Raw genomic sequence first — 14,170 nt, forward strand, 5'->3', positions numbered from 1 at the left:
TCCCTCTAAAAAATCGGCAAACAAACAAAAAGACCAACGCAAAAACTGCATTGGTCTTATAATAGCGATTTAATACTCGTCGTTCAGTTTTAACACTACGTAACGTAAAGTTTTTTCAACTAGCTGACTGGGAAAAGCCTTAACTCGACAGTTCCTGTTTGACCCGTTGGCATCTCTGGATGTTCCTGAGCATCAGCATATATTTACGTAGGAGTCTCACCTAACAGTTTATTTGCTTCTTTATTTAATTAACGACTATAGCCTAAACGACTATTTTTTATTATTCAACCGTCTTTATAATTTCTTTACTTTCTTAAAAAAATCGAAATATTTTACTTCAAGTATTCTTTAAAGAAATTATCAAGTTTACGAAAAAAGTTAAGTACTACAGTCAGTACTTAACTTTTTATCTACCTAATTCATTAATATAAACTCTATTAAATTTAACCTAACTTATCGTATTCTTCATCAGAAACTGGCTCAAGCCAAGTGGTTTTACCGTCTCCGACCATTACTGCTACATGAGCAAACCATGAATCCTTGGTAGCACCATGCCAGTGTTTAGTATTAGGGTTAACAATTACAACATCCCCGGGAACCATCTTCTGTGCTGGTTTACCTTCTTCTTGATACCAACCTTCACCTGCAACGGCAATTAGGATTCGAGGAATTGAGTGCATGTGCCAATCATTACGACAACCAGGCTCAAAACTTACATTACTTACACCAGTTTTAGCCTCTTTACTTGATGCTAAAGGATTGAGGTAACTCTTTCCTTGAAAGTATTTTGCGTATGCTTCGTTAAATTTACCAAAGCCAAAGACACTATTTTTTACTTCTTCTTCATTTTTTGCCATTATTTTTTCCTCCGTAAAACTCTTTATTTCTCTCATCTATTAGTTTATATCTACCCTTTATAAATTAAAAATAGTTATTTCTACTAGACATCTATGCATTTAAGGTATGGTATTTTACTACATAGGCTAAATATTTAAGATACCTCCTATAATTTGCTATATTTAAGATAATAAGAAGAAAGAGAGGGTATAACTTATGAAAATCACTTTTAAAGGTAAAGAAGTTAAATTAATAGGTACTCCGCCAGCAGTTGGTGAAGAAATGCCTAATTTTGCAGTACTAAATAAGAACAATCAAGAATTCACTAAGTCTGATTTGTTAGGTAAATTTAGTTTAATTAGTGTAGTACCAGATATTAATACTCCTGTTTGCAGTATTCAAACCAAAACTTTTAATAAAACAATGGATAAATTTCCAGAAATTAACTTTTTGACTATTTCAACTAATACGGTTGAAGACCAGCAAACTTGGTGTGCTGCCGAAGATGTTAAAAATATGCAATTGATGTCTGATAAAAATTTTTCATTTGGTAAGGCAACTGGCTTATTAATTCCTGAATCCGGTATTCTTGCTCGTTCTGTTTGGGTCCTCGATCCTAATGGGAAAATTCTATACCGTGAATTAGTTGATGAAATTACACATGAGCCAAACTATGATGCAGTATTAAACGAATTAAAACAATTGCATTAATGTTTATCAAAATCAGTTTATAGAAAAAGCGTTTACCAGATTTTAAAGTCTTGATGGTAAACACTTTTTTCTTGATTAAAATTTAATATAAAATGGTTAAAGAACTACCACGAATAATTAAGGAGGATTAGATATGTCATTAACAGTTAATCTTTACTACACTGGTAAAAATGGAAGCGCTCGTAAATTCGCTGAAGAAATGGAAAGCAGCGGTGTAGCCGACCGTATTAGGAAAGAACCAGGAAATGAAAAATATGAATATTTCATTCCATTAGATGATCCTGAAACTATTCTTCTAATTGATAGCTGGAAAAATCAAGAATCTCTTGATGCCCACCATGCTTCACCAATGATGCAAGAATTAGCCGACCTACGTAAAAAGTATGATCTTCATATGCGTGTAGAACGTTATATTTCTGACGAGAATGGTATTCCAAGCAGTGATCAAAAATTTATTCGAAAATAATAGATTTTTAACCATATTCAAAGACTAATAAAAAGGCGCATGCCTAATATCTAAAAAAGATATTAGCTTACGCCTTTTTTTCTGTATAAACCTCTAAAAATGTACTATTGTTGAACTTGCTATTAGTAACATAAGAACTAGAATCAGACTTTAGAACAATCATTAAAGCGTTAGATTCACCATAGTTTGCATCTTCCCATGGCATATAAATATTTTTAGTTTTTCCAGATTTAAAAATCAAATCTACATCAACTAAATCATGGAATTTAGCAATCCGGTCAGCTAAATTATATTCTTCTGAGGTTTCAATGGTATTTACTCTGTCCCAGTCAGCAATCATAGTAAACCCATCACATTCAAGGCCTGTTTTAAGGACATCACTATCTTCTTCTTCATGGTCCCAGCGATGGCTTAAGTTAGTATATACATTTTTAAAATTAAAATAAGGAATATACTCAATTGGAATTTGCTCAGACTCACAATTTTCAAAATTAAATTGAATTGCTTTTAACTTTTCCATACTATGCTTCCATCCTCTCAAACTTTACTGAATTGCCACTTTATTATACAAAATTATTTAACAATTTTAACTAATTAACAAGGATGAAAAATATATAGGCTTCAATATAATACTTTTTATCTTCTTTAGATAATTTGGTCATAAGAACCCCCCGAAATTCGTGTCCGAATTTCGAGGGTCACTACAATTCTTAGATTGGCTACTTCTTATTAACTATTTATTTTATTTAATTTAAACTGATCGACATAATCTGCTAAATACTTCACGGTCAGGCTGTGCGGATCTTTAATTAATTCTAATGGTCTACCTTTAGCCACTAACTTTCCTCCATTTTCACCACCACGTGGCCCTAAATCAAGCATGTAGTCAGTATTAACGATTAAGTTAAGATCATGCGTAATAGTAATTATAGTTGCGCCTTGATCAAGAAGTTTTTGCATTACATGAACTAATACCTTTACATCTAAGGGATGCAGACCAATAGTAGGTTCATCAAAAACAAATAAGGTATCGTCTTGTCTCTGACTTAAGTGTGTTACTAATTTTAATCTCTGCGCTTCCCCACCAGACAAAGTTGGTGTACTTTCTCCTAAGTGTAAATAATCAAGACCTACTTCTTTCAATAAAAGTAGATCGCGTTCAATTTTTGGAACTTCTTTAAAAATTGGAATGGCTTCGTTTATATCCAAGTTAAGAACATCAACAATTGAAAGATCATGCCATTTAACTTTCTGAATTTTCTGATTATATCGATCTCCATGGCAAGTAGGACATGTTTGTTGCATATCCGGTAAAAACTGGATATCTAAAGTAACGATTCCGGTACCACCACAAGTGGGACAAGCCCCTTCTTTATTATTATAAGAGAAGTAACTTGGAGTATAATACTTTTCTTTGGCTAAAGGTTGCTGAGCAAAGAGCTTACGCAAATTATCCATAATCGAAGTATAAGTTGCGACTGTTGAACGCGTACTCTTTCCAATTGGAGAAGCATCCACACTTACAACATGGTGCACAGGAGAATTAAATTCTTTAACTTGCTTTGGTAAAGGCTCTCCCTTATCTTGGGCCTTAATTGCTGGAACAATAGAATCTAAAATCAAACTAGTCTTACCTGCTCATGAAAAGCCAGTTACAGCAGTAATTTGATTTACAGGAATGCCTGCTTTAATATCATGTAAATTAAAATAGTGATCTACTTCAAAAGTAATTTGGTCGGAATTAACTTGATCACTAACTTTACGAGCCATTAAATCGGCTTTGCCATCTAAATAAGGTGTAATTAAAGATTGAGGATCTTTTTCAATTTCTAAAGGAGTGCCTTGATCCAAAATTTCTCCTCCAGCTTCACCAGAACCAGGACCAATTTCAATAATTTCATCAGCTGCTTTTATAATATCAACGTTATGATCAACGACCACAAGAGAATTACCTTGTGCAACTAATTTTCGAAATACTTTAATTAATCCATCAACATTAGCGGGATGCAATCCAATTGAAGGTTCATCTAAAACGTATAAAACTCCGGTAGTTTCTGTACGTAAAGTTCTAGCAAGTTGGATTCTTTGTAATTCACCAGTAGACAAGGTATTCCCAGCTCGTGCCATGGTTAAATAATCTAATCCTAAATCCAGTAATGGCTGCAAATTATTAATAAATTCATTGAGTAGGGCTTTAGCCATGGGATGCATATTTTCTGGCAGACTAGCGAGAACTTCTTTACTCCATTTAGGCAAATCGCCTAGTTGCATATGTTGAACTTGATCAATATTTTTTCCATTAACTAACTGATTAAGTAGTTCTGGACAAAGACGCGTTCCATGACAAACGGGACAAGTTGAATAAGTAAAAAATTCTGCAAGACGTTTCTGTGCTCGTTCACTTTTACTACTTTCAGCAGACTTTAATACTGCTTGATGCGCATTTTCATATAAGGCATTAAAATTATGAAAAACGCGACCTGTTCCTGATAATAAATCCATCTTATACTTCTTTTCAGGGCCATTTAAAACAAAGTCTTTCTCTTTCTCAGTTAAATCCTTATAGGGAATGTCAATTCTAACACCTGCATGTTCAGCTACATTTGGCATAAAGTTCCTTCCAGGTAAGTTCCAAGAAGCTACCGCACCGTCTTTAATTGATAGATTGGGATCGGTAATTAATTTACTTTCGTCTAATTGGCGTACCTTACCAGTTCCACCGCAACGCTCACAAGCTCCATCAGAATTAAAAGAAAAATCTTCCGCACTTGGAACGTGAAACTTTACACCACAAGTTGGACAAGTAGCCTGCCCCATCTCATCTCCGGACTTTGACATTGCTTCTGCAATATCTAAACTTGGAGCAACTCGGTGTCCATTCGGACAAACGGGTGAACCCAATCTTGAGAAAATAAGCCGTAAAACATTATATGTTTCAGTGGTTGTACCAACTGTAGCTCGTTCATTAGGAACACTTGGCCGCTGGCGGAGAGCTAAGGCAGATGGAATATGTTTTACACTAGTTACATCCGCTTGCGCACCTTGCTTAATCCGTCGACGCATATAGGTAGATAGAGCATCCAAGTAACGGTGCGACCCTTCTTCATATAAAATTCCCATTGCTAGGGATGACTTTCCTGACCCCGAAAGTCCTGAAATAGCCACAAACTTATGAAGTGGGATATCTACATTAATATTCTTTAAGTTATGAACACGCCCACCACGAACTTCAATCTTTTTTGGGACTGCCATTTTATTTCCTTCTTTATCATTTTTATAATTGAGATAATTTGTACCTATACATTAATAGGAAACTTTTTACTCAGTTGTTAAATTTCTGTTTTCATGCATATTCTATGTGTAGTTTTTTCTCTTAAAATTTATAGTTCTCCTTAACATAATTTTCCAAACTGGAAAAAAGTTATAAAAAGTTATAAAATTAAATAAAAGTTATAAAAAGTTATAAAAAGAGGTGTAACTAAATGGAAAATCCTTTTAATCCTAGTTTTGGAAAAATGCCCAGTGTTTTCTTAAATCGTGATTCATTAACTCAACGTATAGTTACTGAATTGAACCGAGTGGGATCGCCTTTTCAAACATCCCTTCTTTACGGGCAACGTGGTTCGGGAAAAACTACATTGATGACAGAAGTTTCTAATTTAATAAGTAAAGATAAAAATTGGTTAGTAATTAATTTAGTCTTAGATGATGACCTTTTAATTTCATTAATAAATCAATTACAAAGACATCTTCTTAACTTAAAGATCATAAAAAATATCGACCTAAAGATGAACTTCTTTGGACTGGATATGAGTGCTAGTTTCCATCAACAGGCTGAATCTAATTTTCAATTATTATTCCAAGATGCCTTAGAGAAACTAACAAAAAAAGGGTTTCATGTTTTAATTAACATTGACGAAGTACATTTAACACTATTATTAAAAAAATTTGCTAGTTGTTATCAAATTATGATTCGAAACAATCTTAATGTTTCTTTACTTATGGCAGGTTTACCGGAAAATGTTTCAGAAATCCAAAATGATGATGTTCTTACCTTTTTATTGCGTGCCAATCGAATCGTTTTGAATCCTTTAGATATTGAAAGTATAAAAAATAGTTATCAGCACATTTTTAATAAAGCTGGCTATACATTTTCGACTGAAACTCTTTTATATATGACTAAACAAACTCAAGGATTTGCTTATGCTTTTCAATTATTGGGTTATCATTTGTGGGAAGAAATCATTCATTCCTCCAATAAGACGATTTCTATATCTGATATAAACAACATCTTAGACATCTATATTAGTGAATTAAATAGAAATGTTTACTTCAAAGTTTATAGCGACATGTCTGAGCGTGAAAAAGAATTCGTACAAGCTATGGTTAAATCTAAGCAACACAAGGTTAAAAGTCAGGTTATTGGTAATCTTATGGAAAAAGGACCTAATTACATTGCTGTCTATCGCCGGAAATTAATTGATGACCAAATTATTAAACCGAATGGTTATGGCTATGTTAGCTTTTTGTTACCCTACTTCGATAAATTCGTCGAACAAGAGATGATTTTAGATGAATTTTAAAATTCATCTAGAACTTTTTAGTTTCTTTCTTATTCCTCGTGATTTAACTAAATATGAATATAAAAATGAGCAATGATTTTTCTACAGTGTGTATAGAAAATTATTGCTCATTTTTATATTCATATCTAAGATTCTTTTAGTACTATATCCTTCAGTCGTAAAAGATAAAATATTATCAACATTAATACACTTATGCAAAACAATTCCAAAATTCCTTAAAAAGTATAATGAAGTATAAAATTGTGCTGAAAAGTATAATGAAGTATAATGAAGTATAAAATTTTGCAGTAAAGTATAATGAAGTATAACGAGGTTATAGAATGTACAGTGAAAATCCATTTGATGCCGAATTCGGCGGTATTCCTGAACTATATCTTGACTTTAATAATGATGCTGTCAAATATGCTAAAAGAGCACATCGTTACAAAAAACATCCCACCTACTCACTTTTTATTACTGGTGTTCGTGGTTCAGGTAAAACAGTTTTTATGAACAAAGTTGGCAAAGAACTTAATAAATATGATGATACAATCGTGGTAACTCTTCATAATACTGAAGATTTATTCCGTATAATGTATATTAAGCTAGCTCCAATGCTTAATAAATTAAAAAAGTGGTCTTCATCTGTTTCAATTAGCTTACCATTCGTTTCTATAAATTTTGCTGAAGCAAATGAAAAACATGATGAAATCTACTATAAAACCGAAATCACTAAAATTTTAAAATTACTGAAACAAGCTAACATGCGAGTCGCATTTTGTATTGATGAAGTTTCTAATACACCAGCAATTCAAAAATTAGCTGAAGAATTTAATAATTGGAGCTTAAGTGAACTTCAAGTTTCTGTTATCATGACCGGATTGTTGAAGGAAGTAGCGGAACTTTCTAGTTCGCATAATTTAACTTTTTTAGTACGCGCTGATAGGTTTCACGTTAATAAATTGCAAAAATTATCAATTGCTCAAGCGTATATTAAAGTATTTGACATTACAAGTGAGCAAGCTGAAGAAATGGCTGAGATGACACAAGGTTATGCTTATGCTTTTCAATTAATTGGCGATTTGATGTATGAAGAGCTATCTACTGGTAAAAATTTTAAAGATGCCTGGAATTATACTAAGTTAGCTTTTAAAGATACGCTTTTCAATCAAGCATATGATGTCATCTCACATGAATTAACAGAAATTGATTTTCAATTTCTCTACGAGATGTCAAAAAATAATAATATTAGTGCAATTATTGAAAAAATGGGTAAAAGCAAGCAATATGTAAATATATATCGTACTAAGCTAATTAAATATGATTTAATCAAAACAATCATTCGCGGTAAATTAGGATTCACCCTACCTTTATTTAGGGAATTTATCCAAGCAAAATATGATGAATTAAATTGGGGATAAAAAGTGTCTGGGAAAAAACTAATTCTCAGACATGAAAAAAGAACGATGATTTCCATTTTGGATTTCATCGTTCTTTTTATGTACTTTAAGTGCCTTCCTTGCTATTATTGAATCACCACAAAACAAAATGAAAGAAGGCAATCTCAATGTATCAAAATTATATCACAGGTCAAACTGCTTTAACACTTAATTTAGACTTCTCTATTCCTAACAATCATTTAGCTACTGTTATCAGCTGGTTTGTCGATTCAATTCCAGAAGATGTTTTATTGGGAGATACTGCCGAAACTGGACGTCCAGCCTATCATCCGGCCATGATGCTTAAAATTCTGCTTTTTGCTTATTCCAGAAGAGTATTTTCAGGCCGAAAGATCGAATTAATGTTGGAAGAAAACTTGCCCATGATGGTATTGGCAGAACATCAAAAGATTTCTTACCATACCATCAATAATTTTAGATCTAGCAAGCATGCCAATCAGCTCATTAAGAAAAGCTTTTTGTACTTTACCAACTTATTAGAACAAGAGGGTTTAATCAATGAAGGGACTATCTTTATTGATGGCACCAAGATTGAAGCGGATGCCAATCGCTATACTTTTGTTTGGCGTAAAGCTGTTGAAAAGTTTCATGAAAAGCTAAAAGATCAAGCAGTCAAGCTTTATGATGAATTGGTTGCCCAAGAAGTGGTTAAAGCAATGGAAAAAGAAAAAGTTCAAACTAGTCAAGGCTTAGCAGAACTAGCCCAAGAAACCGAAGCTGAAATTGAAAAACTGACTAAAGAAATTGAGCAAGAACCAAAAGCTATCCCAGGTGGCTCGCCTAGAAAAGCGAGAAGACGTGGACTTAAAAAGTATCTTCATCGCTTGAAAAAAGACTATCTGCCCCGAATGAAAAAATACGAGGAAGCCGAGAAGATTTTTGCTGGACGCAACAGCTACTCCAAGACAGACCATGATGCGACTTTCATGCATATGAAGGAAGACCACATGAAAAACGGCCAGCTTAAGCCAGGCTACAATATTCAAGCGGCTACGACGGATCAGTACGTGGTTGATTTTGCCTTATATCCTAATCCAACTGATTTCAAGACGCTGGAGCCTTTTTTGAAACAGATGACGGTCCTAGATAAGTTTGACAAGATTGTCGCCGACGCTGGCTATGGGAGTGAATATAATTACACACAGCTGGAAAAAAAGTATTCAGACAAAGAGTATTTCATTCCTTACACCATGTATGAAAAGGAACAAACCAGAAAGTACAAAAATGATCCAAGCCGGCTGTCTAACTGGTTCTACAATGAAAAAGATGATTATTATTTAGATCAAAACGGCGTTAGATTCAATTTCAAATATTATAGCCAGCGCAAGGACCACTCTACTGGTCAGGTTCGTGATTTTAAGATATATGAAGCAGATGAATTCCAAATCACACCAGAATTGGAACGCTTAGCTAAAACAAAAAGCGGCCGTCAAAGGCAAGTACGTTATAATCCTAACTGGCAGTATTTAAAAGAAAAGACAAAAGAAGTTCTTCAAAGTCCTGAAGGCAAGCACATCTACAGCATGAGAAAGTATGATGTCGAGCCAGTTTTTGGACATTTGAAGAACGTCTTTGGCATGCGCCGAACTCATCTAAGAGGTAAAAAGAAGGTTGAAACTGATGTAGGAATAGCCTTGATGATGATGAACTTAAGCAAGTATTGGCACAGAAGATGGTCCAAAGACCGATCTGCTTTATGTGCAAATAAAAATAGAAAAAAAAGACGGTCAAGCTACTCAAATTAAGAGTTGGCTTGATCGTCTTTTTGTACCTGAGAATTAGTTTTTTCCCAGACACATTGTTTTGTAATTATTTACTTTTTAAAATAAAATTCGTTTTAACCTAAATAATAAATAAACTAAAACGGGTGGAGCCAATCAACTTCACCCGTTTTACTTTGTCAAAATTTACTACTAAATTAATTTTAAACTAACTTTAAACTAACTTTTAATTTTCAAATTTAATGGCCTGATCCTTAAATAATTCATAGGTAATCAAATCAGAAGTATCCAAATTTTCATTATTCATATCCACAGCATTAATTTGGTTATTATCGTAAGTAGTAAAATATAAAATTCCCTTATCCAAATTCATACAGTCTGAATACATGGTAAATTCAAATACATTATCTTCAACTTCATCGGTACCCTTTGCTTGTTCAACTGAATGTAAAATATGGAAGAAATTAGTTACATTTTCAACTTCATCATTACCTTTTGGTGAATGAGCTAATACAAAAGATGCCTTAATAAAGCGAGAATTTGAATCTGTTCCGCCTGGTAAATGATGGGTCCCTAATCCACGACTATACAGATTAATATCTGCATTAGGTACAAGTGTATTTTTAGGTTGAGCTGGAGAAACCGAAGCAAAGTTAGCCAAGGTTTCAACTTGAGCTGGAAAGACAGGATTATTTGTTAAAGTATTAACTGGGTTGTCATAAACGTGTAAACCAGTTTCTGTTGATTCAATAACTATACTCTTACCACTTTTATCACCCATTAACCAATGAAGAGTAGTAACTGGTAAATCTTTAAAGAAACTTTCATCAGTAATATTAGTTTCAGACAATAATTTCTTTACATCTTCAATAGTTTCACAACTGCTTAGTAAATATGGGATCAGTTCAAAAGAAGTAACATTCTTTTTGCTTCCATCTACAGCAAAATATTTACCAGGACCAGTGAAATTTAATCCGGCTATTCCTAATCCTTTTTCATTGATAGCATCACAATACAATGGATAGTCATTGGCAACTACTGAAACACCGATCATTGCATAATGAGTATCTTGTGTTGGTAAATGACGATAATCAAGTTGATAATTTCTAGGAGTAATTACCACTTTCTGACCATAGGCAATTTCATAATCTAAATTTCTACCAAAATAATTATCTTTTGGACTATATAAAATTGATGTACACATCTTAATTTCCTTCTCTTCTCAAAAATCTTTTCACTTTCTATTGTAGTCTTAAAATGTAATAAATTCCCTTAACTTGTCTTGGATGCAACTTTAAATAAAAAAAGTAGAACATGAATTAAGAAGAGTAACCTTTATTCTCATACGCTAAGTGCATAGTATTTTTTACTACTTACTAAGAAAAAGTTAACTTTCACTAAAAATATATAACTATTTCACCATTAATTATTCACATCTCCCAAATGAACTTGTTGTCGAATGGAGGTGATAACAGTTACATGAAAAGTGTCAGAAAAACAATTAAGCTCTTTCTTCTATTAGGTCTTGTTTCTGTAAGTGTTAATACTTATAAGAATAATCCTACTGTTCGCACGGCTACTAACGATTCAATTAGTACATTAAAGGAAAAAATATCAACCTTAGATGCTAGCGATCTTAATCCATTAAAGATAGTTCCACCTAAAGTTTCCGATCGACCTTCTGATCAGACGCCATCCTCGGAATCAGATAACCAATAGCCAAATCAGCCAGTAACTTCTAATTCTAGTGAAGGACAAAATCAAGAGACTTCCAGCAACCAGACTTGGAACCATGCTAAAGCAAATGTCTTTATTGATATTTCAAATAATGATGAATTAGGTCATGCAATTAGCTTACAACATACTAATACAGCTTCTGTAATGTATCCGGCAGGATCCTATTATTCTATTCAAGAGCAAGATATTAATGCCGCTAGAGATTTATACAAATCCGCATATGCGGCATAAAAAGAGTTTCGTAAACAAGTCTTAATTTGATTTAAAACATAACTCTTTAGAAAGTAAAAGCACTGATATATCAACGTTTATTTAACGATGATTATCAGTGCTTTATTTTAATGTTTTTCCCTGGATACTTTTATTATTTTTGACACTTAAAGAACCAGCGAGTTGCCTTTTTATCTCTCATCTCTAAACTAAAGTCAGATCCAACTTCAATTGAGTTAAAACCAGCATGTTTCAACAATTCTTTAATGGTATCTAAATCATATGCTCTTTCATAGTGAGTTTCAGATAAACGATCATATTCGCCATTGGGTAGACGATTAAAGAATGTTAAATCATGGATCACCCCATGTTCGACATCATCATTGGCATAACTCTGCCACATAAATGCTCGACGATGATCATCATCTTGATAATTGTACATATAGCCTGGGTAAATATCGTCAGTTTGATGAGGTGTAATTACATCGAAAAGAAATACACCATCATCTTTTAAATGATTGGCGACCTCAGAAAATACTTGAAACAAGTCAGCTTCGTCATCAAGATAACAGAAAGAGTCCGCATAGCAAGTAATTACATCGAATTTTTCAAGGCCAGCTAAATCTCGCATATCAGCTTGAACCAACTGTAAAGAAACATTATTTTCAGTACTATGTTGGTCTGCTAAACTCAGCATTTCATCAGAAAAATCAGCTACCGTGACATTTATACCATCTTTAGCAAGTAAAACAGCTAATCGTCCACTACCACCAGCTAGGTCGAGTAGCTTACCATTCTTTTTATTAATATTAGCTAAAGTGAATTTCTCCCAGCTCTTGTACATATCTGAATCAAACAACTGATCATATAATTGGGCAAAAGTTTGATAAATCATTTTTATTAATCCGATCTATTTAAATTATTATTCTCTTAATATTAACCCAATTATTAAAGATATTAAAACTATTTCTTCTTTCGCATATCCCAACATGTCCAGCCCATTAATAAAATAATCAACATAATGATCGTGTAAGCGAAAACTACTGCATCTCTTTTTGGCATCATATTAAAGGAAACAAAAGTAGCTGGTAAATTACACAAATTCAAGAAAATCAAAATAATTGAACTGGCCCATCCTAGAATCGACCAAATCTTTCTATTCTTAAATTGTCCCATCATTCTCCTATCATCTGTCATAATTAAAAGTGGCACAATTGAAAATGGTACTGCAAATGCTAGAAAAACTTGAGAATTTTCCAAAAGCATGTTTAGGGCAAAATGTTGCTGAGAAATTGAATCTTTTGCTGTCATCAATACACACATAATAACTGGAATCACAGATAATAATCTAGTAAATAATCGTCTTGCCCATAGTGGCATCTTTAAGTGAATAAAGCCTTCCATTACTACCTGTCCAGTGAGAGTTCCAGTAATTGTTGAATTTTGACCAGAAGCAAGAAGTGCAACTGCAAATAAGACTGATAAAATTCCTGTCTTAGCTACTGAGATCAAAATTGGATTGCTTAACATAGTCGTATTGCTTAGAGCATCATACAAACCAAAGAATGAACTATCTTTGACTGCACCACTTTTAAAAACAGCAGCTCCCATAATTAATAAAAGTACATTAACAAAAAAGGCAATAATTAATTGAATATTTGAATCCCACGTAGTAAAACGGACTGCATTTTGAACATCTGCAAGATTATCATGGTTAATTTTTCTAGTTTGGCAAATAGATGAATGCAAATAAAAATTATGCGGCATCACAGTGGCACCAATTATTCCCAAACTTCCTGTTAAAGGTGATAATCCATTAACTACGGGATGCTGAGCTACTAATTCTGGAGATGGCAATGCAGACAAAAAAATATTTTTCCAGTTAGGATTAGCTAACATGACTTGATAAGTAAAAACCAGTAGTATCACCATAATCAAGCAGGATACCAGGGCTTCTATTTTTCTAAATCCCACTTTTGACAATAACAATAAGAGTAATACATCAAAGACAGTGATAAAAGTTGCAATAACTAGGGGAATCTTAAATAAAAGATTTAAAGCAATTGCCGCTCCAATAACTTCCGCTACATCAGTTGCCATAATTGCTAGTTCAATTATAATCCAAAGGATAAAACTTAATCTTTTACTAGTACGTGCACGAATGGCTTGTGCTAGATCCATTTGAGTAACGATTCCTAGTTTTGCGGCCATATATTGTAAAAGCATAGCCATTAAACTAGAAATTAAAATAGTAGAAATCAAAAGATAATTAAAACTCTGACCACCATTAATTGAAGCTGCCCAGTTTCCTGGATCCATGTATCCAACAGCAACTAATGCACCAGGACCAGTATATGCTAAAAGCATCCTGAAGAAATTACGAGTTCTCGGAACTGGAATAGTACTATTAATTTCTACTAAAGATTTACCATTTGCGTATGAAATAAAACTATGATCTTCCATCTT

Annotated in this window: 10 protein-coding genes, 3 pseudogenes and 1 riboswitch; of the genes and pseudogenes, 7 read left to right on the forward strand and 6 right to left on the reverse strand. The window is 33.3% G+C overall.

Going from position 1 to position 14,170, the window contains the following annotated elements:
* Positions 1–67 precede the first annotated feature (67 nt).
* Positions 68–235, reverse strand: a riboswitch (M-box (ykoK) riboswitch).
* Between the two features lie 208 nt (positions 236–443).
* Positions 444–857 (reverse strand): cupin domain-containing protein, encoded by a 414-nt coding sequence (locus GTO82_RS04940; RefSeq protein ID WP_086874876.1) that lies wholly within the window; start codon positions 855–857, stop codon positions 444–446.
* A gap of 196 nt (positions 858–1,053) precedes the next feature.
* On the opposite strand from GTO82_RS04940, the gene tpx reads away from it, so the two are divergent.
* Positions 1,054–1,548 carry a thiol peroxidase gene (tpx, locus tag GTO82_RS04945; protein ID WP_004897353.1) on the forward strand — a complete coding sequence of 165 codons (495 nt, stop codon included), beginning with the start codon at positions 1,054–1,056 and terminating at the stop codon, positions 1,546–1,548.
* 133 nt (positions 1,549–1,681) lie between these two features.
* Positions 1,682–2,014 carry a putative quinol monooxygenase gene (locus GTO82_RS04950; RefSeq protein ID WP_004897354.1) on the forward strand — a complete coding sequence of 111 codons (333 nt, stop codon included), beginning with the start codon at positions 1,682–1,684 and terminating at the stop codon, positions 2,012–2,014.
* Between the two features lie 67 nt (positions 2,015–2,081).
* Here GTO82_RS04950 and GTO82_RS04955 read toward each other — a convergent pair whose 3' ends face one another.
* Positions 2,082–2,534 (reverse strand): hypothetical protein, encoded by a 453-nt coding sequence (locus tag GTO82_RS04955; protein WP_180872740.1) that lies wholly within the window; start codon positions 2,532–2,534, stop codon positions 2,082–2,084.
* Positions 2,535–2,743: 209 nt separating this feature from the next.
* Positions 2,744–5,266 (reverse strand): annotated as a pseudogene (locus GTO82_RS04960) (excinuclease ABC subunit UvrA).
* Positions 5,267–5,496: 230 nt separating this feature from the next.
* On the opposite strand from GTO82_RS04960, the gene GTO82_RS04965 reads away from it, so the two are divergent.
* From GTO82_RS04965 to GTO82_RS04975, 3 genes and pseudogenes are all read left to right on the forward strand, one after another.
* The gene (locus tag GTO82_RS04965) at positions 5,497–6,597 is read left to right on the forward strand and encodes an ATP-binding protein (protein ID WP_180872741.1); all 1,101 of its coding nucleotides are present in this window, start codon (positions 5,497–5,499) and stop codon (positions 6,595–6,597) included.
* Between the two features lie 320 nt (positions 6,598–6,917).
* Positions 6,918–7,997 carry an NB-ARC domain-containing protein gene (locus GTO82_RS04970; RefSeq protein ID WP_180872742.1) on the forward strand — a complete coding sequence of 360 codons (1,080 nt, stop codon included), beginning with the start codon at positions 6,918–6,920 and terminating at the stop codon, positions 7,995–7,997.
* A gap of 146 nt (positions 7,998–8,143) precedes the next feature.
* Positions 8,144–9,882 (forward strand): annotated as a pseudogene (locus tag GTO82_RS04975) (IS1182 family transposase).
* A 101-nt stretch (positions 9,883–9,983) separates the two neighbouring features.
* On the opposite strand, the gene bsh reads toward GTO82_RS04975, so the two are convergent.
* The gene (gene bsh, locus GTO82_RS04980) at positions 9,984–10,961 is read right to left on the reverse strand and encodes a choloylglycine hydrolase (protein ID WP_180872743.1); all 978 of its coding nucleotides are present in this window, start codon (positions 10,959–10,961) and stop codon (positions 9,984–9,986) included.
* 275 nt (positions 10,962–11,236) lie between these two features.
* Here bsh and GTO82_RS04985 point away from each other — a divergent pair, with 275 nt between their 5' ends.
* Entirely contained in the window at positions 11,237–11,476 is a 240-nt protein-coding gene (locus tag GTO82_RS04985) for a hypothetical protein (protein WP_180872744.1), read from the forward strand.
* 114 nt (positions 11,477–11,590) lie between these two features.
* A pseudogene (locus tag GTO82_RS09730) lies at positions 11,591–11,725 on the forward strand (M57 family metalloprotease); the annotation flags it as partial.
* A gap of 133 nt (positions 11,726–11,858) precedes the next feature.
* Here the strand turns inward: GTO82_RS09730 and GTO82_RS04990 are convergent.
* Positions 11,859–12,599 carry a class I SAM-dependent DNA methyltransferase gene (locus tag GTO82_RS04990; protein ID WP_172475697.1) on the reverse strand — a complete coding sequence of 247 codons (741 nt, stop codon included), beginning with the start codon at positions 12,597–12,599 and terminating at the stop codon, positions 11,859–11,861.
* A 68-nt stretch (positions 12,600–12,667) separates the two neighbouring features.
* A complete protein-coding gene (locus tag GTO82_RS04995) occupies positions 12,668–14,167 on the reverse strand; it encodes an Nramp family divalent metal transporter (RefSeq protein ID WP_011161983.1) in 1,500 nt (499 codons plus the stop codon).
* Positions 14,168–14,170 lie beyond the last annotated feature (3 nt).

This window comes from Lactobacillus johnsonii, from assembly GCF_013487865.1.
Taxonomy (GTDB): Bacteria; Bacillota; Bacilli; order Lactobacillales; family Lactobacillaceae; genus Lactobacillus; species Lactobacillus johnsonii_A.